This window comes from Thauera sp. WH-2 (assembly GCF_048321015.1).
Lineage (GTDB): Bacteria > Pseudomonadota > Gammaproteobacteria > Burkholderiales > Rhodocyclaceae > Thauera.
In genome coordinates this window covers 68045-91618 of record NZ_JBLWFG010000008.1, presented here as the reverse complement: position 1 = coordinate 91618, position 23574 = coordinate 68045, and the positions used below count along the sequence as shown (strand labels likewise).

The 23574-nt window shown below is 64.2% G+C and carries 16 protein-coding genes; 5 read left to right on the top strand and 11 right to left on the bottom strand.

Going from position 1 to position 23574, the window contains the following annotated elements:
* Positions 1-109: 109 nt before the first annotated feature.
* Positions 110-1087 carry an electron transfer flavoprotein subunit alpha/FixB family protein gene (locus ACNKW1_RS13275; RefSeq protein ID WP_418365074.1) on the bottom strand — a complete coding sequence of 326 codons (978 nt, stop codon included), beginning with the start codon at positions 1085-1087 and terminating at the stop codon, positions 110-112.
* Positions 1084-4245, bottom strand: coding sequence for a heterodisulfide reductase-related iron-sulfur binding cluster (locus ACNKW1_RS13270; RefSeq protein ID WP_418365073.1), 3162 nt, complete (start codon positions 4243-4245; stop codon positions 1084-1086). The genes ACNKW1_RS13275 and ACNKW1_RS13270 overlap by 4 nt, the downstream gene beginning before the upstream one ends.
* An 801-nt stretch (positions 4246-5046) precedes the next feature.
* Here ACNKW1_RS13270 and ACNKW1_RS13265 point away from each other — a divergent pair.
* Complete coding sequence (locus ACNKW1_RS13265; RefSeq protein ID WP_418365072.1) at positions 5047-5556, top strand: flavin reductase family protein; 510 nt, start codon at positions 5047-5049, stop codon at positions 5554-5556.
* Positions 5557-5695: 139 nt separating this feature from the next.
* On the opposite strand, the gene ACNKW1_RS13260 is transcribed toward ACNKW1_RS13265, so the two are convergent.
* Positions 5696-7177: a PLP-dependent aminotransferase family protein gene (locus ACNKW1_RS13260; RefSeq protein ID WP_418365071.1), complete on the bottom strand. Its 1482-nt coding sequence runs from the start codon at positions 7175-7177 to the stop codon at positions 5696-5698.
* A gap of 194 nt (positions 7178-7371) precedes the next feature.
* Here ACNKW1_RS13260 and gabD point away from each other — a divergent pair, with 194 nt between their 5' ends.
* The 4 genes from gabD (at position 7372) to ACNKW1_RS13240 (ending at position 11940) form a co-directional block, all read left to right on the top strand.
* Entirely contained in the window at positions 7372-8832 is a 1461-nt protein-coding gene (gabD, locus tag ACNKW1_RS13255) for an NADP-dependent succinate-semialdehyde dehydrogenase (RefSeq protein WP_418365070.1), read from the top strand.
* Between the two features lie 38 nt (positions 8833-8870).
* Entirely contained in the window at positions 8871-10172 is a 1302-nt protein-coding gene (gene gabT / locus ACNKW1_RS13250) for a 4-aminobutyrate--2-oxoglutarate transaminase (protein ID WP_418365069.1), read from the top strand.
* A 151-nt stretch (positions 10173-10323) separates the two neighbouring features.
* Positions 10324-11424, top strand: coding sequence for a methyl-accepting chemotaxis protein (locus ACNKW1_RS13245; RefSeq protein ID WP_418365068.1), 1101 nt, complete (start codon positions 10324-10326; stop codon positions 11422-11424).
* Between the two features lie 21 nt (positions 11425-11445).
* A complete protein-coding gene (locus ACNKW1_RS13240; RefSeq protein WP_418365067.1) occupies positions 11446-11940 on the top strand; it encodes an RrF2 family transcriptional regulator in 495 nt (164 codons plus the stop codon).
* Between the two features lie 253 nt (positions 11941-12193).
* On the opposite strand, the gene ACNKW1_RS13235 is transcribed toward ACNKW1_RS13240, so the two are convergent.
* The 8 genes from ACNKW1_RS13235 to ACNKW1_RS13200 all read right to left on the bottom strand — a co-directional run bounded on the left by ACNKW1_RS13235 (position 12194) and on the right by ACNKW1_RS13200 (position 23511).
* Complete coding sequence (locus ACNKW1_RS13235; RefSeq protein ID WP_418365066.1) at positions 12194-13447, bottom strand: hypothetical protein; 1254 nt, start codon at positions 13445-13447, stop codon at positions 12194-12196.
* A 126-nt stretch (positions 13448-13573) separates the two neighbouring features.
* On the bottom strand, positions 13574-14287 hold the full coding sequence (locus tag ACNKW1_RS13230) for a hypothetical protein (RefSeq protein WP_418365065.1): 714 nt from the start codon (positions 14285-14287) through the stop codon (positions 13574-13576).
* Positions 14284-19737: an RHS repeat-associated core domain-containing protein gene (locus ACNKW1_RS13225; RefSeq protein WP_418365064.1), complete on the bottom strand. Its 5454-nt coding sequence runs from the start codon at positions 19735-19737 to the stop codon at positions 14284-14286. Before ACNKW1_RS13225 ends, ACNKW1_RS13230 begins: the two co-directional genes overlap by 4 nt.
* A gap of 16 nt (positions 19738-19753) precedes the next feature.
* Positions 19754-20737 (bottom strand): TadE family protein, encoded by a 984-nt coding sequence (locus tag ACNKW1_RS13220; RefSeq protein WP_418365063.1) that lies wholly within the window; start codon positions 20735-20737, stop codon positions 19754-19756.
* A 104-nt stretch (positions 20738-20841) separates the two neighbouring features.
* On the bottom strand, positions 20842-21795 hold the full coding sequence (locus tag ACNKW1_RS13215) for a phosphatidate cytidylyltransferase (RefSeq protein ID WP_418365062.1): 954 nt from the start codon (positions 21793-21795) through the stop codon (positions 20842-20844).
* Positions 21792-22427: a lysophospholipid acyltransferase family protein gene (locus ACNKW1_RS13210; RefSeq protein ID WP_418365061.1), complete on the bottom strand. Its 636-nt coding sequence runs from the start codon at positions 22425-22427 to the stop codon at positions 21792-21794. The genes ACNKW1_RS13215 and ACNKW1_RS13210 overlap by 4 nt, the downstream gene beginning before the upstream one ends.
* The gene (locus ACNKW1_RS13205) at positions 22424-22843 is read right to left on the bottom strand and encodes a serine aminopeptidase domain-containing protein (RefSeq protein ID WP_418365060.1); all 420 of its coding nucleotides are present in this window, start codon (positions 22841-22843) and stop codon (positions 22424-22426) included. Before ACNKW1_RS13205 ends, ACNKW1_RS13210 begins: the two co-directional genes overlap by 4 nt.
* A complete protein-coding gene (locus ACNKW1_RS13200) occupies positions 22840-23511 on the bottom strand; it encodes a CDP-alcohol phosphatidyltransferase family protein (RefSeq protein WP_418365059.1) in 672 nt (223 codons plus the stop codon). The genes ACNKW1_RS13205 and ACNKW1_RS13200 overlap by 4 nt, the downstream gene beginning before the upstream one ends.
* Positions 23512-23574: the final 63 nt, after the last annotated feature.

Below are 23574 nucleotides of genomic sequence, written 5' to 3'. Positions count from 1 at the left end.
CGCACGAATCTCGCAGCCGCCCGGGATGTCCGCAATGAGTCGTTTTTTCCTGTGGCCCAGCGTCGAGCGACGCTAGATCGGATTGGCCGGCCCCGACCCGGCCCGGTGCTCAGGCGCTCGTCCCTTCGATGGCTTTCTCGAGCGCGTCCGCAAACGCGAAGACATCCATCACGCAGCCGTAGGTGGCGACGTTGTAAATGGGTGCGTTCGGATCCGTGTTTACGGCGATGATGGTTTCGACGTGCTTCATTCCGTGCAGGTGCTGTACTGCGCCCGAGATGCCAAGGGCAAGATAGAGCTTGCAGTTGCCGGCAACCTTTCCGGTAAGGCCGACCTGGTGTGCCTTGTGTAGCCAGCCGGAGTCGGCGATGGGGCGCGAGCACCCGAGGGTTGCTCCGATTCGGTCTGCCAGGTCGGCGAAGCGCGGCACGTTCTTTTCGTCCTGGATGCCGCGCCCGATGGACATGATGAAATCGGCTTTGCCGATGTCGACGCCCGACGATGGGGCTTCAATGAAGTCCTCATGGGCGTACCGTCCAGTGACCGATTCGAGATCGAGTTGAAGAGGTGTGACGACGGCTTCTCCGCCGCTGAGAGGGGGCTTGAAGGTTGCGCCGCGTACGGTCAGAACCACGATCGGTTTCTGGGGAAAGTCGATTTCCACGTTCACCTTGTTACCGTAGCCACTGCGGGTGACGCGTAGGCCATGCTCGGCGATGTCGATCCCGAACACATCTGCTGCAAAGCCGCTTCCCAGGCACACCGCTAGTCCCGCCCCAAAGCTGAGGCCATTTGCCGAGTGCCCGACGAGGATCAGCGATGGTTCGCACTGCTTGGCGGCTGCCAGCACGGCTGCTTCGCTGGCGGCGGCGTCGAAATGCGGGTTCTCGGTGCGGGCAAGGAGGATTTCATCGACACCTTCGAAGCGAAGGGCTTCGACAAATGTGTCCGGCTGCTCTCCGACCACCAGCACGCGTACGGGGCCGCCGATCTTGTCCTTGATCTGCGTGGACGCACCGATCAACTCGCCGGTCAGATCCGACAGCGCGCCGCGCGTGTGTTCTGCAACAACCAGGATTCCGCTCATGCCTTGGCTCCCATCTTTTCCTGAATGATCTCGATTACTTTTGCAGCAACTTCGCTGGCATTGCCTTCGAGCATTTCTGCTCGGGTCGCGGGCGGAACGAACATCCTGTTCGTGTGCGCCGCACGGTAGGCGGCCTCGTTTTCTTCCACCGTGATTTCCACGATCGGCTTTGATTTTGCGAGCTTAACCATCCGCATCGTGGCGTAGCGCGGTACGTTCGCGCCGGTCTGCATCGTCACCAGGGCGGGGGTTTCAATCCTGACCTTGTGCCGGAGCCCGCCTTCAAGCTCTCGGGTCACGGTCATTGCATCCTTGCCGTTCCATTCCGTCTCGACCACCAGTGCAGCGCAGGGCAGCTTGAGCAGCCGTGCCAGCGCAGTGCCGGTTGCGCCGTTCGATTGGTCTCCCGACTGCGCGCCGGTGATGATCAGGTCGGGCTTTTCTTGCTCCGCCACGCCGGCGAGCAGGCGTGCGACCGCGACTGGATCGGCGTCGGACAGCGCGTCGTTCCAGACCCTGATGCCGCGATGAGCACCTTTCGCGAGCGCCTTGCGCAGGGTGTCCTCGGCCTCCGGGGGTCCGACGGTGACTACGACCACTTCTCCGCTCCCCAGGGATTCGATGGTTTTGAGCGCCTGCTCCAGCGCAGTGTCGTCCCATTCATTGAACTGGTATTCGAAGTACTCGGCCGGGATGCTGCGTTGGTCGGATGCGAACTTGAACTCGTCACCCAGCTTTCCGATCTGTTTGACCGGCACGAGGATACGAACGCCTTCGCGTGGCGCAAGCTCATAGGGGCTGAGCTTGGCGGCACTCACCGGCGTTGCCTGCCAGGCGGGCGTGGCGGCAATCGGTGCATTCGGGGCGGCGACCGGCGTGATGGGCGCGGCAGGAGCGTGGGGCGGGGCGTCACTGGAAAGGCTGGCAGGGCCAGCGGATTGAGTTGGGAGTGGGGTGGGAAGGTGGGTTGGGAGTGGGGTTGGGATGGGCATGGCGCCACGGCTGCTGAGCAGGGCGTCCAGGCGATCGGCGACCGCTGTTGCCACGCGCTCGGCGATGGCGGCGGTGATCTTTTCCGTGAGGTTCGGCAGATCGCGCAGATCGATTGCGTCCAGTTCGATGGCCTTGGCGACCAGGTCAGCAATATCCTCGACGACGAAGTCCTTTTCGTAGCCGGCGGTTTTCCGTGCATCTTCAAACATGGTGAGATCCTTGGGACAACTGGTGACGAATACATCGATACCGCCTAGCTCGGCTGCTTCCTGAACACGCATCTGCGACGGCTTCTGGGTGCCGGGGCGATCGGGAATCCAGATGCGGCCCCCGCCTGCGCCGCAGCAGAAAGAGTTGTCGCGGTTGCGGGGCATTTCGATCAGCTCGCATCCGATCAGCTCGAGCACACGACGCGGCGCGTCATAGCGCTTGTTGAGGCGACCGAGGTGACAGGGATCGTGGTAAGTCACCCGCAGGCCGAGCGGCTTGGTTACCTTCAGCGCGCCGCGCTCGAGCAGGTCCTGGAGCAACTCCGTGTAATGGAAGACGGGTGCAAGCTCACCGTATTCGGGGTACTCGTTGTGAAGGGTGTTCAGGCTGTGCGGGTCGGTGGTGACAATGCGTTGGAAGGGTTTTGCTGCCTTCATCTGCTCAAGGTTATGGTCCACGAGCGATTCGAACAGGCCCTCCTCTCCGATGCGGCGCACATCATTGCCTGCGGTTTTCTCGCCTTCATACAGCAGCCCGAAGTCCACGCCGCCAGCCTTCAGCAGACGGGCGACCGTACGGCTTACCTTCTGGTTGCGCGGGTCGAACGAGGCTTGATCGCCTACAAACCACAAGGTCTCTGCCTGGTCGTGGCGGATATCCTTGATCTTGAACTCCAGTTCGCGGGTCCAGGCGGCGCGTTTTCGCGCGGGCTCACCGAAGCTGTTGCCCGACGTTCCAATCGTGTTGAGCATTGTTCGCAGCAGCGGGTCGAGCTGGTCGCTTTCGATCAGCTGACGGCGCATCTGCACGATCTTTACCGGGTGTTCGATGCCGACCGGGCAGATTTCCAGGCATGCGCCACAGGTGCGACAGGACCAGAGTGTCTCGGGATCGATAACGTCCCCGATCAGACGGACGGACGGATCCTCTTTACCCTGTGTCTTCTGATTATGGAGACGGAGGTCGAGGATCAGGTCGCGCGGGCTCAGGGGGTAGCCGGCTGCGCGCGCTGGGCACGCCTCGTGGCAGCGGCCGCATTTCGTGCATGCATCGAAGTCGAGCATGTCCTTCCACGAGAAATCGGACATCTTGCTGACGCCGACCGTAGCGGCATCGGGTGCTGGCTTGGGGAGGCGTTTCAACGCTAGCGGATCGCGTGCCGCGAGCGAACCCATTGCCGCGATCATGTGCTTGGCCTTGTACCAGGGCAGTGCAACTATGAACGATAGTGCCGCGATGCCGTGCAACCACCAGTTGGCTGAACGGATGGAGGCGACACCCTCGGACGTCAGGCCAAGACCGAGGAAGAGCGTGCCGAGCGCATTTCCGACGGGTTCCCAGGCGCCCCACGAAGGTTGTTCCAGTGCATGGCGAAGACCTTCCTGGACAAAGCCGGTAAGGATGATCACCAGCAAGGCGACGAGAAAGACCCAGTCCTCCACCTTCCATTGACGACCCACTTCGCGAAGCTCGGTTTCGCCCGCGTAGGTGCGTCGATAATCGAGCTTCTCCAGTTTGAAGGTGGCGCGCCTGATCATCATGGTGACGACGCCGCCTGCCACGGCGAGCCCTGCCAGGTCGAGGGTCAAGCTGAAGATGAGGAAGAAGGTTCCCTTCCAGAACGTGACCCCGAACAGGGGGTTGAGGATGTCATATTCAAGGGTAATGATTGCGGTGCCGATGAAGAGCACCAGAAAACCGAAGAAAATTGCAGCGTGCGCAGCACCAGCGACCGGGTCGCGACGGCGCAGCGTGCGATGCGACAACAGGTCGGACGCCATGCGCTTGATTCCAGCCGTCCAGTCCAGTTTCACCGGGGACGGTTGTCCCCGTCGGTACTTCGCAATGCTGCGGGTGACACCCCAGAGAAACGCTCCGATGGCCGAGAAGCCGATCAGATAGAAGATGATCGTTCCGAAGGATGTCAGGCCCCAAAAGAGCTCTCTTGTTTCCATCACGTACTCTTCGATTTGGAATAAAAAAACCGGGCGGGATGGCGGTTGCTCCCGCCCGGAAGCCAATTGCCGACTGAGAAAGCCCGGCAAGTGAAGGGAGCCTTTACGCGACTTTGCTCAAGTCGATTTGCAGATCCGGGGCGAGTACGCACCGATCCACGACCTCCCGGAGCGGGTGATGGCTCTCCCCGCGCACGCGCCCCTTGTGCGTTGTGGAATGGCGCGCAGGTTGTGGCGGGAATGCGGCATTTCGGTTCTTCACCTTGTTGCTCCTTCTGGAGACGCGTTGCTTGCTAGACCGCCTGGCCGCACATCAGCGGCACCGGCGTACCTGCCATTCAATAATCGTGCCAGCCTTGGATTTGGAACGTTTTTCCTTGAATTCAAGGATCTAATGGTTGTTTGACGTGGGTTCTGCGTGATGCAGGAATAAGCTCATTTGCTGAGGGTGATGCAGAAATGCAGCATAGGGCTCGGAAGGTTGCTATCCGCGTTGTGGCTGGGTTGGGGTTCTGGATGGCACGAGAACAGTCCATGCGGCGTAGGTGCAGCACGTCATGGCAAGGGAGGGCTATCCCTCGTGTGGGCAGAACGGCTGGCGCGCCTGCATTTCCGCGGGCTGCACGGCGGCGCAGGGGCGGGTGGGGGGATTCTTTGCCCGCGATCTCGACCTGCTGCAGGATGGCAGCACAACGGCTTTCTGCGCATCGAGCTGGAGAGCGTAGATCAGCGGAATCAATGGATTAATAAGCCGGGCGCGCTTCTTGCTCAGGGAGTCCAACCGAAAGCCAAGGAACTGCCATGGACCACGTGATTGCTGAGAAGATCGACCCTGAGACTGAGTGGAAACAGTATCGGCGCGCTTTGTCGAGGTTTGCCACCGGGGTGACGGTGATGACGACAACGCAGGAGTGCGGTGCGCCCGCGGGGGTCACCGCCAACTCCTTCAGTTCTGTGTCGCTGGATCCACCGCTGGTGTTGTGGAGCCTTGCGCTTAACTCTTCCTCGTTTACTCACTTTGAACGCGGGGACCGTTTCGGGGTGAATGTCCTGGCCAGCGATCAGACTGACTTGTCCCGCCGCTTTTCCACCAAAGGACTGGACCGATTCGCAGGGGTGCCGTGGCGGCTCAGCCCGAGAGGTGTTCCTGTGCTGGATAAGGCGCTTGCAATCTTCGAGTGTGCGGTGCAAGCGCGGCATCTGGCTGGAGATCACATGATTTTTGTGGGACGGGTACTGCATTACGATGACTGTGCCGGGGAGCCGCTCGTTTTTCACTCGGGGGCCTACTGGCAAACACGCGCGCTCTGAGTTGCCCGCCCAGTCGCTGCAGTGGCCGAGGCTTGAGGTGCGCCGGAGGGGGCTTGGGGCGGTTATGTCCCCGGTTGTGCCGGGGCGTTCGTGCGTGTTGGTTATTTCGTCGCGCCATGGGGCGTGGCCGTCTGCAGCCTTATCCTCTGTGGGACGTTAGCTGGCGCTCGATCAATCGGACCAGAATTTCGGCGGGGGCGCGGATCCGCTCGGCCGGGACGGGTGCGAACCCCAGGACCATGCCCGCCTGGCGCGTATCGACACCGGTGGAATAGCTCGATAGGGGCATGCAGATGACGCCCATTTGCAAGGCCTGGCTGGACAGCGCTCGGTCGTCAACTGGCACTTCGAACCGCACGGGCAAATGCAGGCCCGCATGTCCGCCCATACAGGTTGCGGCGCCACCGAGCTCGCTGTGCAGGACGCCTCTCAAGGTATCCAGGCGTTCATGGTAGATCGCGCGCATTCGCCTGATGTGCGCTCCGAAGTGGCCGTCCTCGATGAACTCTGCCAGCGCGGCCTGTTCAGCCAGGCGCCCCTCCCTGTAGAGCTCTGTATTGCCGACCGTGAAGGCGTCCACCAGGGCGGGCGGAACAACCATGTAGGCCAGACGCAGCCCCGGGTAGAGCACCTTGCTGAAGGTTCCGACGTAGATCACGCGCTGTGCCGCTGAGAGGCCGAAGAGGGACGCGAGCGGTTGCGGGTGATAGCGGATCTCGTTGTCGTAGTCGTCCTCGACAATCCATGCGTCGTTGCGAGCGGCGTAATCCAGCAAGTCGAGCCGGCGTTCAAGGGACATCACCGCCCCGGTCGGGTATTGACTCGATGGGGATACGAAGATCAGCCGCGGTGGTCGGTCGCGGTCACCGGGCCTGATTGCCAACCCCTGAGCGTCAACGGGCTGCGGAACGACGTCAAGGCCGCTCGCGCGCAGAACGTTGCGAGCGCCCCAATACCCGGGATCCTCCATCCAGGCCCTGTCCCCCGGATCGGCGAGGAGCCGCGCTGCAAGGTCCAAGGCTTGATGAGTGCCATTCACGATGATCAGCTGTTGTGGTGCGCACGCCATCATGCGCGTCACTGCAAGGTAGTTGGCCAGTGCAGCTTTTAGAGGGCCATAGCCGCCAAAACCATACTGTGCGAGCTGGCGATGCTCCGGGCGCAAATGGCGGGCAAGCAATCGACGCCAGATCGAGAACGGAAAGCGGCTGATATCCGGGACCCCCGGGACGAACGCGCCGGCCTGCAGGCGACTGCTCGCGGCCCCACCCAGCAGGTCTTGCCCGCGCCTGCTGAGGACCACCGGGGCAGACCGACCCACATTCCGTTGAACGGCCCCTTGATCGGGCGCAATCGTGTCTGACACGAAGGTCCCCGAGCCAGGGCGGCCAGCCAGGTAGCCCTCTGCAAGCAACTGCTCGTATGCCCTGACCACCGTGTTGCGCCCGACCCCTAACTCGGCGGCGAGTGCGCGGGACGAGGGGAGCTCGCTCCCCGGTTGCAGCCGACCGGTAAGAATGGCTTGGCGAACGGCAAGGTAGAGCCGGTCGCGTAGCCCGCCACGCTCTGCCTGGCGAGAAAAGGCGTTGGCAATCAGTTCGGTGTTCAGGTGGTCATCCATGCTTCCCGATTCCGGAAAAGTGGTTCCATCAATTTAGCGTGAACTGGTTCTATTGTGGTTCCAGTTAGTTCTTAGACTGCTTGCGTGCACCGCCTGCTTGATGGATTGCCGCAACGCTGACGGCCCCGAGCCGGTTGACCGATCGTATCGGCGCAAATGCGCACGACTTCTTGACCACTCGACGGAAACTCGCCATGACCCTGAACCTCAAAGACCCCGACTTGTTCCGCACCCGTTGCTACGTCGACGGGCAGTGGATCGACGCCGATGATGGCGCCACCTTGACCATCCACAACCCTGCCAACGGCGAACGGCTTGGCACCATCCCCCGAGTGGGTGCAGCAGAGACCCGCCGCGCGATCGAGGCTGCCAATGCGGCCTGGCCGGCGTGGCGTGCGCTGACGGCGGGTGCCCGGGCGAAGATTCTGCGGCGCTGGTTCGAGTTGATTCTTGCAAACCAGGAAGACCTTGCAGTGCTCATGACCAGCGAGCAGGGCAAGCCGCTTGCCGAGGCGCGCGGCGAGGTGCTTTATGCAGCCTCCTTCATCGAATGGTTTGCTGAGGAAGGCAAGCGCATTTATGGCGATGTGATCCCCGGTCACCAGTCGGACAAGCGCATCGTCGTAACCAAGGAACCGATCGGGGTGTGCGCGGCGATCACCCCGTGGAATTTCCCGGCAGCGATGATCACTCGCAAAGTGGGGCCGGCGCTCGCAGCCGGGTGCACGATGGTGCTCAAGCCCGCGAGCCAGACGCCTTACTCTGCGCTCGCGCTGGCCGTCCTCGCGGAACGCGCCGGCGTGCCGAAGGGTGTGTTCAGTGTGGTTACAGGCGGAGCGGCGGAGATTGGCGGCGAGCTTACCGCCAACCCGATCGTCAGGAAGCTGACCTTCACCGGCTCAACGGAGATTGGCGTCAAGCTCATGTCGCAGTGTGCACCGAGCATCAAGAAGCTCTCGCTCGAACTCGGCGGCAACGCGCCCTTCATCGTCTTCGATGATGCCGATCTTGATGCTGCGGTCGAGGGAGCGCTTGCCTCCAAGTACCGCAACACCGGGCAGACCTGCGTCTGCGCCAACCGCTTGCTCGTACAGGACGGCGTCTACGATGCCTTCGCGGCCAAGCTAGCCGCCGCGGTTGCGCGGCTGAAAGTGGGCAACGGTCTGTCTGAAGGCACCACCCAAGGTCCGTTGATCGACATGAACGCGGTTGCGAAGGTTGAAGAGCACATCGCCGATGCGGTGCAGAAGGGCGCTCGTGTTCTTGCTGGGGGCAAGCGTCATGCGCTCGGCGGCAGCTTCTTCGAGCCGACCATCCTTGCAGACGTCACGCCGGCGATGAAGGTGGCGCGCGAGGAAACTTTCGGCCCGGTCGCACCCCTGTTCCGATTCAAGGATGAAGCCGAGGCCATCCGAATGGCCAACGATACCGAGTTTGGCTTGGCCGCCTACTTCTTCGCCAACTCGATGAACCGTGTTTGGCGAGTGGCCGAGGCGCTCGAGTACGGCATCGTCGGTATCAACACCGGCCTGATCTCGACTGAGGTCGCTCCGTTCGGGGGGATGAAATCCTCCGGCCTCGGGCGAGAGGGCTCCAAGTACGGCATCGAGGACTATCTCGAGATCAAGTATCTGTGCATGGGTGGTGTGCAGTGAGCCCCCCGATTCACCAATCGACTCATCAGGAGACAAGCATGAACGCCAATTCCCTTCCCTCTGCGCCGACAAATTCCGGACTCATGGAGCGCCGTGCTGCCGCACTGCCGCGCGGTGTCGGCCAGGCACACCCGCTCTTCGCGGCCAAGGCACAGAATGCGGAACTATGGGATGTCGAAGGCCGCCGCTACATCGACTTCGTCGCGGGTATCGCGGTCGTCAACACGGGTCATAACCACCCAAGGGTGGTTGAGGCTGCGCAGCGACAACTCGAGTGCTTCAGTCACACTGCCTTTCAGGTCGTTGCATACGATAGCTATCTGCGTCTGGCGGAGCGACTGAATGCCCTTGCCCCCGGAGACGCACCGAAGAAGTCCATGTTGGTGAGCACCGGCGCAGAGGCCGTCGAGAACGCGATCAAGATTGCGCGTGCCTATACGGGGCGCCCGGGCGTGATTGCTTTCAACGGTGGCTTCCATGGGCGCACGCTGTTGGCTCTTGGCCTGACTGGAAAGATCGATCCGTACAAACTCGGGGTTGGCCCTTTCCCGGGAGAGATCTACCACGCCCCTTATCCATGCGCGTTGCACGGAATCAGCGTCGATGACGCCATCCATGGCATCGAGCTTTTGTTCAAGAACGATATCGAGGCGAGCCGCGTTGCCGCATTCATCATCGAGCCGGTACAGGGCGAGGGGGGCTACTACCCGGCGCCTGCAGAATTCCTGCAGCGACTCCGCGCCCTCGCCGACAAGCATGGCATCTTGCTGATCGCCGATGAAATTCAGTCCGGGATCGGTCGCTGCGGCAAGATGTTCGCGATCGAGCACAGCGGCGTGGTTCCTGATCTGATCACGCTTGCCAAGGGCTTGGGCGGCGGCTTCCCCATATCTGCGGTGGTGGGCCGTGCCGATGTGATGGACAAGCTCGGACCGGGAGGTCTTGGTGGAACCTATGCTGGCGCCCCGATTGCCTGCTCGGCTGCGCTTGCGGTTCTTGATGTAATGGAAGAAGAGAGCCTCTGCACGCGAGCCCTGGAGGTGGGTGATCACATGCAGATGCGGCTGCGCGAGATGGCTGCGCGGCACAAGTGCATCGGCGATGTGCGCGGTCTCGGTGCGATGGTGGCAGTGGAGTTCTTCCATGACGGCGACCATGCGCGCCCGGCCCCGGAGATTGCCAAAGCGGTCATTGCTGCGGCCCTTCAGCGAGGTCTGTTGCTGCTGTCGTGCGGCAGCTACGGGAACGTGCTGCGGCTCATGGTGCCTCTGACCATCGAGCGTGCAATTCTCGATGAAGGCCTCGACATCCTGGCGGCGGCAATGGATACGCTCGCCTGAGCGGATCCTCAAGCAGTCTGGTGAGCAGGCGGGTGCGTCATCGACGCGCCCGCCTTGTGTGCCATGCGGGTTTGAATTTCACGCTAAAGCTCTTTGTCGCCTGAAAAGAATCATATAATATGACTCTTTAAGGCGCCAACAAGAGATCAAGATGTTCTTCACTCGACAGAAAGCTCGGCTGCACACTGCCGAGGCCGAGAATCTGCAACTGCAACAGGCCAACGCCTCCTTGCATGAACGTGTCCGCTTGCTTGAGGATGAACGGCTTGAGCTTCGCGCGCAGACAGAGATGCTGCGCCGTGAGCGTGCGGTTCTTGATGGCGTATTCACGAGTTTGGGAAGCTTTGGCGATTCGCTTGGCGGCGTGCGTGAGTCCTTTTTCGGCCTCGCCACCACGCTCAACGACGAGAAGGCATCTGCACTCGAGGCGGCGGCGCAGTCCGACAGCAGTCGCAGCGCCTTCGAGCGCATCGCGGACAACCTGCACAAGATGTTCGAGCGCATGGAAGAGGCCTCCAGGAATGTCGGAACCCTCAGCCGGCGTGCCGAGGAGATCGGCGGTATCGTGCGGCTGATCAAGGAGATCGCCGATCAGACCAACCTGCTCGCCCTCAACGCGGCGATCGAGGCGGCGCGCGCCGGCGATGCGGGCCGGGGATTTGCAGTTGTTGCCGATGAGGTGCGCAAACTGGCAGAGCGGACGGCGGGCGCGACCACCGAGATCGCGACCCTGGTGGAGAATATCCAGGAGGAGACGCGGGCCGCACGCGAAGTCATGGAAGTCGGTGCGTCAGACGCTGGCCGGCACTCCGCCGAGAGCAAGCAGGCGGTGCAGAGCATGAAGAACCTGCTCGAGTTGTCCCGCCGCATGGAGCAGGCGGTGACCTCTTCCGCATTGCTCTCCAATGTTGAGCTGGCGAACATCGACGAACTCACGCTAAAGCTCGAGGTGTACAAGGTGTTCCTTGGTGTTTCGAGCCTGCGTCCGGAAGACTTGCCTGACGAGAAGCACTGCCGACTCGGTCGGTGGTACTACGACGGAGAAGGGCGTGAACGTTTTGCAGGGCTTGCTGGATATGCAGAGCTCGAAGATCCGCATCGCGCAGTTCATGTGCACGCACGGCGCGCGGTGGAACTGCATGCGCGCGGCGAGCTCGAGGCAGCGCTGGCTGAGCTGCAGGCAATGGAGAAGGCCAATCTCACCGTGATGCGCGGCCTGGACAAGATGCTCGAAAAGGCTGTCGCGCGCTAACGGCGCTCGCTTCTCCCGGAAATGAACATCACACAGCACACCGACTACGCGCTTCGGGTTCTTATGTACCTTGGGGCATGTCCCGAACGGCGCGTCACCATCAAGGAGGTGGCCGAGCGCTTCGACATCTCGCGTAGCCACTTGATGAAGATCGTCACCGAGTTGGTCGGAAAAGGCTTCATCGACGGCGCGCGTGGCAAGGGGGGAGGAATGAAGCTGGCGCGACCCGCAATCGAGATCGGCTTGGGCGACGTGGTTCGTCAGATCGAGCCCAGCCTCGCATTGGTCGAGTGTTTCGGAACGAAATCGCACTGCTTGCTCGATCCGGCCTGCCGGCTAAAGGGCGTCCTCGATGGCGCTTTGCATGCATTTCTCTCTGCCTTGGACGGTGTGTCGCTTGCAGACCTCGTTGGTGATGATGCGTGCCTCCGCGAGGCGCTCGGCCTGGAAGGACCGGATCGCAGCGGATGGCCGGTCATGATCCTGCGTCAGGAGGGGCGCCGGGCAGGGGAATGATCCGCGTGGTTTCACGCGGGTTCCCTGGAGACATGCCGCTCGCGTCTCCGATGCCGAAAACGGGTGCGCGGCAGCCCGCGTCTCTCTGGCAGTGAGTCAACGCTCTCCGCCCCCGGCTGGCAGTTCGTTGAGTTCGCGCTGGTCGCCGCGCAGTTTGTTGGTTTCCTGATGACATGCGGGCTGATCGGAGCCGTCGCGGAAACCCATGGCGCAAAGAAGAGGGGCTTTGGCCGCCTGATTGCGGATGCTCGGGTCAGGGCTCCTCCGCCTCCTCCGTTTCGTCCGTTTCGTCCACGGGCTCCGGAATGAGCGCTTCGCGGCTGAGGTTGAGGTCTTCGCCATCCAGAACGAGGTCCTTGCGCAGGGCGCTGATGGTGAATGCGCTGTTGGCGCCGGCAAAAGTCATCACCAAAGATTCGGCGCTGGCGCCGAATATGGCGCCGTGGACCGCCTGCCAGCGATCGGTTACCGTCGTCAGTGGTGCGGTGCTGATGTCGTTGGGGCGGATCGTGGCCGTGTAGCCCACCGCGGGTGGCTGCACCGGCGCGACGATACGCGACGCCGCCACGCCTGGCCGCTCGGAGGACACAGCGCCGCCAAGTTGCGCGCTGCCGATGTCGAGTCGGCTCCCGGTCGAGTTTGCGTCGCAGGCGACAATTCCCGTCAGGGCGATGGATCGGGTCGCGGCATCGAGCGTGAGCGTCACCATGCAGCCCGCCGATCCGAACTTCAGCCAGTCACTCTCGGGGGCGCTGATCGGGCTGCCGTCCCCGGCCGTCATGCGCAGAATGCCCACGTAGTCGATCCGGGAGCGCATCAGATTTGCGGCATCGCGCTGATCGGTCAAGGTGCCCAGCCAGCCCGACCAGCGTTTCTCGTCGACCACGTGCGCTCGCTGGCTGATGTCCACCGGCGCGATGTCGAACCACTGGACGCCCACCGTGCCCGGCGAGGGCTCCAGGATCATGCTCCCCGGCTCGGCGCTTTCGAGGGGAAACTCGAGCACCACGCAGTGGTGAGGGTAGTCGGCGCAGTAGTAGCGGCTCTCGACCCCACCCTTCACGTCGAAAGTGCCGTGGTAGGGGTAGTCGCGCTGGTCGAAGCGGACATGCCCCTTGCGCACAACGATTTCGGGCTGGTGCAGGCCATAGCGGGCCTGGCCGCCGCGCGCCCGCTGCGTCCGCCGCTCGCCGCCGTCGGTGCCGGCCTCGCGCACGTGGTCGAACTCGCCGCGAAGCTCGAACAGCGTCCCGGTTTCGGCGAAGCGAAGGGCCTGCGGTGCGCGGCCGTCGAGCACGTCGCGCACGAGCTTGGCGAAATCCGTGACGGCGGAGGAGGTCGGCGCGGCGCAGGGTTCGGAGGCGGACGCGCAGCCGTCGCTGGCGGCGGGGGCGAAGGCGGCGGCGATGGCATCGGCCGGGAGCTTGCCGGTCTCGACGCGGTCATTCGCGCCAGCGGCTGTGCTGAGGATGAACAGGGGGAGGAGGGCGGAGCGGAGACTGCGCATGATCGTGTGACGGATTTGGGTTGGCTGAGAGCGGGCTGAGAGCGGGGTGCGGGAGGGCGACGGCGTGCGTGAGCGGCTGTCGGCGTCGCGAGGGGGGCGTCATGTGGGCGGGCATCTGGGTGTGTTTCAGTAGTCGGTTTCGATACGCTTGCCCGTTAGGCGGTCGATGTACCAGCCCTTGCGTACGGGTTTGCCGTTGAATATCTCCGCCTCGCGAAAGTCGCCGCCGGCAAAGGAATGAACCGGGCCGACATAGACCGCTTCGCCCCATTGATCCCGCTTCCTGGGGTCGAAGCCCGGCCGCCGCTCGATGTCCCAGCCGAAGAGCGTGCCTTGGTCGCTCATGCGGAACTTCAGGCGCAGATTGCCGCGCGGGTCGCGCTTGAGATCGTCGATCAGTTCCTGCGGAATGCGGGTGCCGACTTCGATGGTTTCGTCGCCGATGATGTTGCCGATATAGCGACTGCCCACGCCCTGGATGAACCGCCGATCGGACGAATCCCGCCAGATGACTCGAACGCGTTCGGGAACGGGCGATGAGAGAACCCTCTTGCTTTGATTCTTTAACGTTTGTCCTCCCTTTCCGTAGAATTCGTACTTCGCGTTTTCCGGAAAGAACTCGACACCGAGGAATTCCTGCCCGGCCATGGCATCGACGACCAACTCGAAGCCGGGGCGACCGAAGCGTTCGAGCATGCGTTGACGGCTTTCCAGATAGCGGGCCTGCTCGGGAGTGACCGGTTTGGCCGGTGGGGGCGGTGGCGTGCGGCAGCCGGCGAGAAAGGCCAGGCCGAGCGCCAGCAGCGCGCGACGCGGGGGTGAGCGGAGGGTCGAATTCATGGGTTGGGTCCGGCTGGGGCGCATCGCGTTGACTTCCTGTCGAAATAATCGTGGGTGCACAACCATTGCAGGTAGGCCTGCATGTTCACCGTGCCGGTGACGTTGCCGAGTTCGCGCGGATCGAGTGCCGAGCCGGTGCCGAGTTCGCCGACGTCGCGCGGCTGCCAGGTGATGACTTCGTGGGTGTCGGCGTGAGTCATGCTGCCGTTGTCGAAGCCCATGTTGCGCTGGCGGTTGCCCGAGGTCGCGCCGCGAACCTCGCGGTCTTCGGGGAAGACGTAGTCGATCCAGGCCAGATCGCCCCCGATGAGCTTTCGGGGAACGGTGTTCTGCGGATTGCCGGCCTGAATGACGTTGCTCTGGTCGTGGAGAACGACGTTGTGAGATGGAATGGGATCGATGGTTTTCATGCTTACCCCGGCAAAGCTTGCCTGCTCGACCATCCAGTTCAGCGCCACCAGTGACAGGCCCTGCTCGTCGTCCGGATAGCTGCCGCCGATGTCCGCGTGCGCGCCGACGAAGCCGCGTTCGATGCGGATCCGGCCCGGCGTGTTGCTGCTCGCGCCGATCGATTCGAGCGGAAAGCCGCCCCAGTGCATGCTGTGCGGCTTGGGATTGCGGTACGCGTATTCGCCGACTGCCCCCGAGCGATGTTCGTTCAGCGCCACCGCCTGGGCCACGTACGCGAATTCGTCCGGAATGCCACGCTTGTAGCCCGTGCCGCTGAAGTTGGTGGAGAGCACCGTGTCGAAGAGCCCCATGAAGCGGAAGCTGACGGGCTGGCAGCCTGCGGTGCCGTCCGCCTTGGTGTACTTGTAATAAGTACGGCCGTCGTATTTGATCGCGTCCGGGACGATGCGGTTGGCGAAGTCGCGGGCCTGCGCCGCGCCGCGACTGAAGCCGATGATGTCGATGTCCATGACCTGCTCGTCCTCGAACAGATCCGCTTCGTCCCGCAGGTACCGCATCATGCGGTCGATGCGGGCGGGGCCCGAGTAGTTGCCGCCCATGTCGTTGACGTAGGTCGGGTCGCCCGGGGTGAGCCACCAAAGGAAGGTATGGGTGGCGTAGTCTTCCGGGCGGATGTCGCCGTACTTGATGTCCCGGTGAACGGTACCGACGCCGGTGACGTATCGGTCGTTGCCGCTGTCGTAGGCACGGGCGAAATGCACTACGTTGCTGAGGCCGTTGCCGTCCATGGCCGGATCGTTCAAGTCGTCGCTGTTACCCGTCCCGTCGAACGCAAACAGAATCAGCCCGTCCGGATCGACGTAGCGCAGCGGGTTGAACGCTGCATACGCATACGGATTCGGTCCGTCCGGCGTGCCGAGCGGGTCGGGGCTGAGGTACTGGCCGGCTGCGGGGTCATAGTAGCGCGCGCGGTTGTAGTGCAGCCCAGTCTCGGCGTCGAAGACCTGGCCGGGCAGGCGCAGGTCGAGGGTGAAGTCGCGGGACTGGGTGGTGGCGGCGCCGAAGGGGGCGTAGGTGGCGCGCCAGAGCACCTGGCCGGTGGCGTCGGTGGCGAGTTCGGGAGCGCCGAGGTGGTTGCCGTGCAGCCAGACGATGCGCTCGGACTGCATGAATGCGGCGCGGATCATGCGGACGAGTTTGTCCGCGAATTGCATCGTGCCGGTGCCCTTGTGCTGCGCGGGTGTCACGCCCTGCGGGGTGTCGATGACGGCGAGCGGGATATCCGCGAGCCATACGTACTGGCGCAGGATGCGGCCGTCGGCGTCGAGTTCCGCGAGCGGTTGGCGATGCTCGTCGTACACCGTGTGCATCGTGCGGTCGCTGACCTCGCGGGTATTGCGCAGGTCTCGGTGGTCGTAGCGATAGCGTGCCAGCACGGCACCATGCTCGCGCACTTCAACCAGGCGGCCGCGGGCGTCCCAGTCGTATTCGCGATCACCCAGGCGTTCGGGCTGGCCGCTGGCGGTATAGTGCGCAGCGGCGGATGGGTCGGCAAGCCGGTGGGTGCCGGGTTCGAAGCCGGCGGCTTGCGTGCCGGTGCTCAGATCCTGCTGTGAGCCGGCGCCCTGCTGACTGAGGACGCGGCGCTGGGTGGCGTCGTAGGCGAAGCGCCAGACGGCTTCCTCGGTGGGTGCCTGATCATCGCCCTGCCAGCGGACCGATGTCAGCAGGCGGCCGTGCCGGTCATAGGCGTGGCCGGTTGCAGTGGGCTGGGCGCCATCGGCCGCGGCGTGCTGGCGAGTGTGCAGGAGGTTGCCGCGCACGTCCCACAGGTAGCGATGATCGAGCAGTGCAGCCGGCTCGTCGGCGAGGCCGAGGGCGCCGGGAGGGGCTGGACGCTCTGCCTGCGTGCTCGTGGTATCGAGGGCGACCTTGGCGCCGGCGTCCTTCGTCTGAGCCTGTGCGGGTGCGATGCCGAGCAGGCGCTCGGCGATCTCCCGCGTGCTGCGGCCGAGCAGTTCAATGGGCGGCGTGGCCGCCGTATCGAGCCTTGGCAGTGAAACACGCCGATGCACGACGCGGGCCAGCACTCCCTCACGGCTGCGCTGGTAGAGCGTGTGGATGCCGTTGCCAGTGACATAGCTGCGCAGGCCGGCCAGGTCGCGCTCGAAGCCTTCGGCGATGATCTGCCCGCCAGTGGGCCAGACTGACCATGGAGTGTCGACGGTGTCGCGTTTGAGCGCCACGACCTGGCCCTGACCGTTGCGCACGTATCGCAGGCGGCTGCCGTCGGGCAGCGTGGTCGCGACCAGTTGGCCGCGCTCGTCATGCGTGTAGCGCGTGACGGTGGTCCGTTCGCCGTGCTCGGTGGGCAGGCTGAGGATGCGTGCAGTGCGCAGGCCGCGGGCATCGTATTCGTAGCGCTCACGTTGGGTGGGGTGGATCACCTCGATGAGGCGGCGGCCCTCGTAGCGCCACTGCGTCTCTTCCACGGCGCCGCTGTGGGCGTCGGTGATGCGCTGGTGCCGGATGCGGCCCAGGACGTCGTAGTCGTAGCGGGCATGGTTGCCGAGGGCGTCGCGCATGGCGATGAGACGGTCGAAGGCGTCGTATTCGAGCAGCACGGTGCCGCTGTCTGGGCTGTTTCGCCAGACGATGCGGCCGAAATCGTCCTGGCGCTGGCGAACGGAGGCTGGGGGTGTCGCATCCTTGGCGCGTGGTGACGCTTCGGCCCGTGCAGGGTGGATGAGGCCGTCGGTGTCGATGGTGTATTGCAGGCGTCCGAGCGCGTCGTAGTGCCAATCGCGCCCGCGGCCAGCGTTGTCGCGGACCGAGGCGAGGTGGCCTTGTGCGTCGTAGTGCAGGGCTTCCGTCTGCTCGAAGCTCGCGCTGCGACGACTGCGTTCGAGCGGCCGTCCTTCGGTGTCGTAGCGGAAGGTGGCGAGCACGCCAAGGGCACTGGCGTGCCAGCGCAGATGGCCGTGCTCGTCCCATTCTTGAAGCCAGTTTGAAGATGCTGCAGAGGGGTTGCGAGATTCCACCCGCCTCCCGAGCGTGTCGTATTCGAAGCCCACTGTCTGCGTGGGCTGCTGCCCGGGAGCCTCGAAGCGTACGGTAGTGGGCTGCAGGCGCAAGTTGTAGGTGTAGTGGGTGGCGAAGCCTTCGTCATTACGCACACCCTTCAACACGCCGGTCACGGGAGCGTGCGCGAGCGTGCTACGTCGGCCGCCGGGCAGGGTGAGTGCGGTGAGGTGGTTCCCTGTGGCATCCCACTCGAATATCGAAATGTCGGAGTCGGCTGGCGAGCCGTCGGGGCCATTGGGTAGTGGCCCGTCCGTGGTGGTGAGCAGTGAGCGGCCATTGATCCGGGTGTAGCTGAAGGTACTGCTGCGCTCGATCGGCGTTGCACGACTGCGGTGATCGATCGGCTCGTTGTCCGCGCTGAGCGGACTGAAGCCGCTCTCCACCATCCGCGTGACCTGGCCCACGTCGTTGTAGCTGAACTGCAGTCGATGCTCGTGGCCCGGCACCACGCTGGGTTGCGCGATGAGCGTGGGGCGAGGCGAATCATCGGTGTACGCATAGCGGTTGAGCAGGCGCTCGGGCACGGGCCTACCGTCAATGAAGGTCTGGAGCGACCGGCGCAGCAAGCGGCCAGCCCCGTCGCGCACCAGCGTGGTGGTTGCAAGCGGCTGGCCTGTTGGATCGAGCCGCGTGATGCTGGCTAGGCGTCCGCGCTTGTCGTACTGGTAGCGCACGTTTGTCTCGCCGCAGCGTGCGCAGCCCGGGCCGATCGCCTCCAGCAGACGGGGTTCGCCGTAGATGCGGGTGTGGCGGTAGATGGTGCGCTGGCCGAGGCTGTTGGAGAGCACGGTTTGATCGGGCGCAACGAAGCCGAGGTCGATTTGTTCGATGCCAGTGCCGGGCTGCGGCTGGGCGGATTCGTCCAGGGTGCGCGGTGCGCCGAGCACGCTCATGACCGCGCGTCCGACATGGTCGTACGCGTAGGTGGAGAGCCGCCGCTCCCCCGCTTCGCGTCCCCTTGGTGCCGCTGCCGGCGCGATGAGGGAAATCCCGGTGAGATGGTGCGGCCAGGCGGGAGCCGCTTCTCCAGTGTCGGCGCCGTAATGGTAGCGCCGGATGGCGCCGTCGGGGTGGGTGGCGGCGACCAAGTTGCTCAGCCCGGGAAGCGCACGCTCGTTCTGGTGTGCATAGGTGAAGCGCCCGAGCGGGCTGGTGATCGCGACCACCCCCCGGAAACCGCGGCTGCTGCGCGGTGCGTACTCGAACGTGAGGCTGCGGCCTTGCGGGTCGGTCACCTTCACCAGCTCGCCATCGAGGCCACGCGCGAGGCTGAGGAATTCGCCGGTCGGCATCCGGATCTCGACCAGCTTGCCGAGAGCGTCAAAGATCAGCTCGCGGCCCTCGGGCCAGATCCAGCGATAGCCAGCCGCGCGCTGGCCCGGGCCGGCTGCGATGAACTGTACCCAGCCGCGCGCCGGGTCAGCGTGGTTATGACGCCCAGCCTGGTTTCTGTCGGGAGAGAACACGAGGCGTGCGCCGTCGGCCTGGACAATGTGCAGTTGCTTTCCGCTCACATACAGATCGGTTTCGTAAGACAGCCGCCAGCCGCGCCCAAGCAGTCCGAGGGGCGCATCGGTTGAGGCTTGCGCGCTGTTGTAGTGGCGTACGATCTCGATGCCCAGTACACCGGGCAGCGCTGGAAGGTCGGTCTCGCGCTGGTACTTGTTGCCAGTGATGACGTCGATCGGGTTGCCCGCCCCATGGGCGACACCGTCCGGGGTTTCCTGGCTGGCTGGCGGCGTTTCACCGCAGGGGGGCACGCCGTCCGGATTGCCTCCATCGATCGGGGTGCAGTCGGGGTCGAGGGCGCCGGACTGGGGCAGCGGTTGGCTGGCGGTTGTGGGGACATGCTGGCTGCTTGAGGTTTGCGCGAAGACTGCAGACGGGAGGAGGAGCGCAATTTCGAGCAGGCAGATTGCGAGCGCTGCTCGTGCGGAGTTCTGGGCAGTATTCATGGACTTGGACGGGGCTTCAGGGCGTTGTCGGAAGCGATGGGAAACCGCCGAGCCAGTCTGCTGGTGCCTCGCAGGAAGGCAGTGAGCTGCAGCCGGGGTCGGTGAGCGGGTCGCATTCAGCAGGCGCTGGGTCTGGTTCTGGGAGCGCACCCTTCTGGGTCGTGCAAGCCGGGTCAGTGACCGGGCAAATGGGCAGGGCAGGCCCTTCAGGCGGCGGCCCCGGATCGCGCGGCTTGCCCGCGTTTCCGGCACCGGGGCTCGAGGCGTTGCCGTTTTCGATCGCGGGCGACTGCATGCGCATGACGGTGTGGGCCACGATGGGGATGCGGCCGTCGGCGACCAGTCCGGCGCGAAAGGCATCACGATCGGTGGGGTCGAGCACCGCAAGCGCCCGTGCCATGAAGGGGCCGGCGAGCGGGATCTGCTTCTGCGCGGGGATGCCGTAGGTGATGCGCAGCTTGAGCAAATTGGCGTCGTGCAGGGTCTGGCCGCTGGCGTTGCTTGCGGGGTTGTGCTTGCAGCCGGGGCGATCGATGGGGCAGGCGAGGTGGGCGAGGTTGGCGTTGGGGATTACGCGCCTGGGAGCGCCGAGGCGCGTGGCGAGCGCAGGGCTGTGGTAGTCGTCGAAGCTCTCTTTTGTGGGGGAGAGGATCTCGATGCGGGCGAAGGGTGCCTCGGCGAGCGCTTTGGCACGTGAGAGGGCGAGTTCGGCCGTGGTGGTGCCCCCGCCGTGGTAACCGGTCATGGCGCGGTCGAAGGCGGTGCGCATCGCCTCTGGGCGAGCGTTGGAGACGGTGCCTGCGCGGGCGGCTTCGAAGGTGGCGTAGTTGAGCTGACTCTTCGCGTGAAAGAGCAGCGCGTACTGCATCAGCACGAGCATGATGAAAAGCACGAGTGGGCCGACGATGACGAACTCGACCAGCGTGGCGCCGTGCTGAGAGAACGGCGTGGTTTTGGCTTTGCAGGGATGGATGACCTTTGCAGTTGAAGCTGCGATCACGATGGGTGTGCGGGGCGGGCGCCCGAGCCTGGTGTGCTTCGTCTGCGATGAGCGTCGAGGCGCGCTGCCCGAAGCGTCTGCGGTGGAGGGCGGTAATCCGCACATCAAGGTGTCCACCCATAGCGCAGCAGGTGAAAAAACACTGGTGCGGAGAACGCCAGCGAGTCGACCCGGTCGAGCATGCCGCCGTGGCCTTCGATCAGGTGGCCCCAGTCCTTGACGCCGCGGTCGCGCTTGATCGCCGAGAGCACGAAGCCGCCGAAGAAGCCCAGCGTGTTGATGACCAGCGCGACGAATGCGGCCTCCAGTGGGCTGAAGGGTGTGATCCACCAGATCGATGCGCCCATCGCGGTTGCACTCAGCACGCCCCCGACCAGGCCCTCGACCGTCTTCGAGGGTGATATCTGCTGCGAGAGTGCGTGGCGACCGAGAAGCTTGCCCCAGACATACTGGAACACGTCGCTTGACTGCACGGTGAGCAGAAGGAACACAACCAGCAGCAGGTTGCGCCCCTCGTGGCCGGGGATCTCGAGCGTGAGCAGCGCCGGTACGTGCGACAGGCAATACACGCAGATCATCAGTCCCCACTGGATCTTGGCGCTTCGCTCGAGGAAACGCGTGGTGTCTGCGCCGAGCGAGGCTGAGATCGGCAGCAGCAGGAAGGCGTAGACCGGGATCAGGATCGAGAACAGGCCATACCAGCCCGCCGCGATGAGGTAGTACTGCAGGGGCAGAAAGACGTAGAAGCTCCAGATCAGCGCACGGTGGTCGCCCTTGCGCGTAGGCGCGAGCGAGACATACTCCCGCAGGCACTGGAAGGAAACGAGCGCAAACAGGCCGATCACTGCCCAGGCGCCGATCCAGGTCGTAGCCGCGATCGCGCCGATCATGATCCACCACGCCTTGATGCGGGCGTTGAGGTTGTCGATGGTGGCGTGCGGGCGATCGAAGCCGCTGCGCGACTTGAGAGCGAGGCCGATGATGCTGGCCATGGTGAGCACAAGGAACACGGCGCCGAAGATGCGCATGAGGGTGGCGGAAACGTCCATGGCGATCATGCGGCGGTCGGTGCGAGCGCGATCAGCGCGTCGCGGCTGCGTTTGAGGAAACTGTCCCGCGCCTCGTCGTCGCCCAGGCAGAGCGCGTCGCCGAAGTGCAGTGCGCACAGCAGGGGCACGGGGATGAAGCTGCCTTTGGGCATCACACGGCCCAGGTTCTCCACCCAGACGGGAACGCAGCGTAGCCCCGGTTGCGCTTGGGCAAGCCGGAAGATGCCGCTCTTGAAGGGCAGCAGGTCGTCGCCGACGTTTCGCGTGCCTTCAGGAAAAAGGATCAGCGACTCGCCGGCATCGAGTGCGGCTTGCATCGCAGCGAGTGGGTCGGTGACGGCCTGTGCCCCGCCGCTGCGCTCGACCAGCACCGCACGGAAGATGCGCAGCGCGACGTAGCGCCGCAGCGGGCTGACGAGCCAGTAGTCGGCACCGGCTACCGGTCGAGTGCGCCGGCGCACCGAGGGTGGCAGCGCTGCCCACACGAGCAGGAAGTCGATGTGACTGCGGTGGTTAGCGTAGTAGATGGTGGTGCCACCAGTGGTGTCGGGGCCGTTTGCAGCGTGGTGGATGGCGCGTGCGCCGGTGATGATGCGCGCAAGACCGCACAGTGTGGCGCCGAGGAGTCGTTCGATCTTCATGGCTGTGCGGGGCGCTCGAGCACGAAGCGCCGGGCTGCGTCGTGCAGGCCAAGCAGCGTGTTGACCGAGATCGCACGCGTGATCAGCGGGTGGCTGTCGTACGACGCCTGGCGTGCACGATCGTGGGTGAGCGGTTTCGACCTGACGTTGCGCACCGAGGTGCCGACGCGGGGCGAATGTCCGCTTGCCCCGGTGGACATGCCGTGCCCGCGCGTGTCCCACGCGAAGAAATCGAAATCCGGCAGATCAAGCTCGTCGACGATGTGGGCCGCCCGCTCCGAATGCTCGTGCCCGCGGTGCAGCAGCATGACGGCTACGCGCCGCATGCCCGTGGCCGGCCAATGAAGATAGAAGAGCTGCTCGCCATCGCGGGAAACGAAGTGGCGTTCGGTGCAGGTACGCTGGCGGATGATCATGATTGGGCTGCGTCGGAGTGAGTCGGGGTGGAGTGGGGGGCATCCGCGCCGGTCGCGCTGCTGTGTGCTGCGTGCACGCCATTGCGGACCCGGTTGATGATGTTGACGAGGAGTGCGAAGCCGATCAGCGGCATCAGCCAGAAGGCCCAGCCCGGCAGGCCGCCGAGCAGCCCCACGGCGAGCGCGAGCGCCCCGAACACGAAGGCCCGGTCGCTCTTGCCCATGGGGCCGTCGTAGCGCCGTGGCGCACCGACCATGGGCCCGAGGGCGCCCGCCATCTCGGACACCGTTGCGAGAAAGATCACCGTGCCGATGCTGGCCCAGCCAAAAGGTGAGACGAATACGAAGGGCAACATCAGCGCAGCGTCGGAGGCCACGTCGGCCAACTCGTTGAGATAGGCGCCGAGCGCGCTCTGGTGACCGAACTCGCGCGCGAGCATGCCGTCGATGGCGTTGAGGCCCATGCGCACGAACATCCAGACGGGCATGAGCAGGAAGAGGGCGGTGCGTCCGGGAGAGTGGGCGAGCAGGGTGCCGAGCGCGAAGGAGCCGAGCAGCGCCCCGGTGGTGACCACATTCGCGGTGACTCCCCGACGTGCGAGGCGTGTCACCTGTGGGCGCAGTAGGGACTGGAAGGCTGGTTTCAGCTGGTAGAGGGAGAGCAGCATGGCACTAACACTATAAAAATCCATTTGGCATTATATCGGAATATGCCATAAGAATTAATGCAT

Excerpts from the sequence above, each read along its gene's own strand:
- ACNKW1_RS13275 (WP_418365074.1), bottom strand. The coding sequence starts at position 1,087 with ATGAGCGGAATCCTGGTTGTTGCAGAACACACGCGCGGCGCGCTGTCG.
- ACNKW1_RS13270 (WP_418365073.1), bottom strand. The coding sequence starts at position 4,245 with ATGGAAACAAGAGAGCTCTTTTGGGGCCTGACATCCTTCGGAACGATC.
- ACNKW1_RS13265 (WP_418365072.1), top strand. The coding sequence starts at position 5,047 with ATGGACCACGTGATTGCTGAGAAGATCGACCCTGAGACTGAGTGGAAA.
- ACNKW1_RS13260 (WP_418365071.1), bottom strand. The coding sequence starts at position 7,177 with ATGGATGACCACCTGAACACCGAACTGATTGCCAACGCCTTTTCTCGC.
- gabD (WP_418365070.1), top strand. The coding sequence starts at position 7,372 with ATGACCCTGAACCTCAAAGACCCCGACTTGTTCCGCACCCGTTGCTAC.
- gabT (WP_418365069.1), top strand. The coding sequence starts at position 8,871 with ATGAACGCCAATTCCCTTCCCTCTGCGCCGACAAATTCCGGACTCATG.
- ACNKW1_RS13245 (WP_418365068.1), top strand. The coding sequence starts at position 10,324 with ATGTTCTTCACTCGACAGAAAGCTCGGCTGCACACTGCCGAGGCCGAG.
- ACNKW1_RS13240 (WP_418365067.1), top strand. The coding sequence starts at position 11,446 with ATGAACATCACACAGCACACCGACTACGCGCTTCGGGTTCTTATGTAC.
- ACNKW1_RS13235 (WP_418365066.1), bottom strand. The coding sequence starts at position 13,447 with ATGCGCAGTCTCCGCTCCGCCCTCCTCCCCCTGTTCATCCTCAGCACA.
- ACNKW1_RS13230 (WP_418365065.1), bottom strand. The coding sequence starts at position 14,287 with ATGAATTCGACCCTCCGCTCACCCCCGCGTCGCGCGCTGCTGGCGCTC.
- ACNKW1_RS13225 (WP_418365064.1), bottom strand. The coding sequence starts at position 19,737 with ATGAATACTGCCCAGAACTCCGCACGAGCAGCGCTCGCAATCTGCCTG.
- ACNKW1_RS13215 (WP_418365062.1), bottom strand. The coding sequence starts at position 21,795 with ATGATCGCCATGGACGTTTCCGCCACCCTCATGCGCATCTTCGGCGCC.
- ACNKW1_RS13210 (WP_418365061.1), bottom strand. The coding sequence starts at position 22,427 with ATGAAGATCGAACGACTCCTCGGCGCCACACTGTGCGGTCTTGCGCGC.
- ACNKW1_RS13205 (WP_418365060.1), bottom strand. The coding sequence starts at position 22,843 with ATGATCATCCGCCAGCGTACCTGCACCGAACGCCACTTCGTTTCCCGC.
- ACNKW1_RS13200 (WP_418365059.1), bottom strand. The coding sequence starts at position 23,511 with ATGCTGCTCTCCCTCTACCAGCTGAAACCAGCCTTCCAGTCCCTACTG.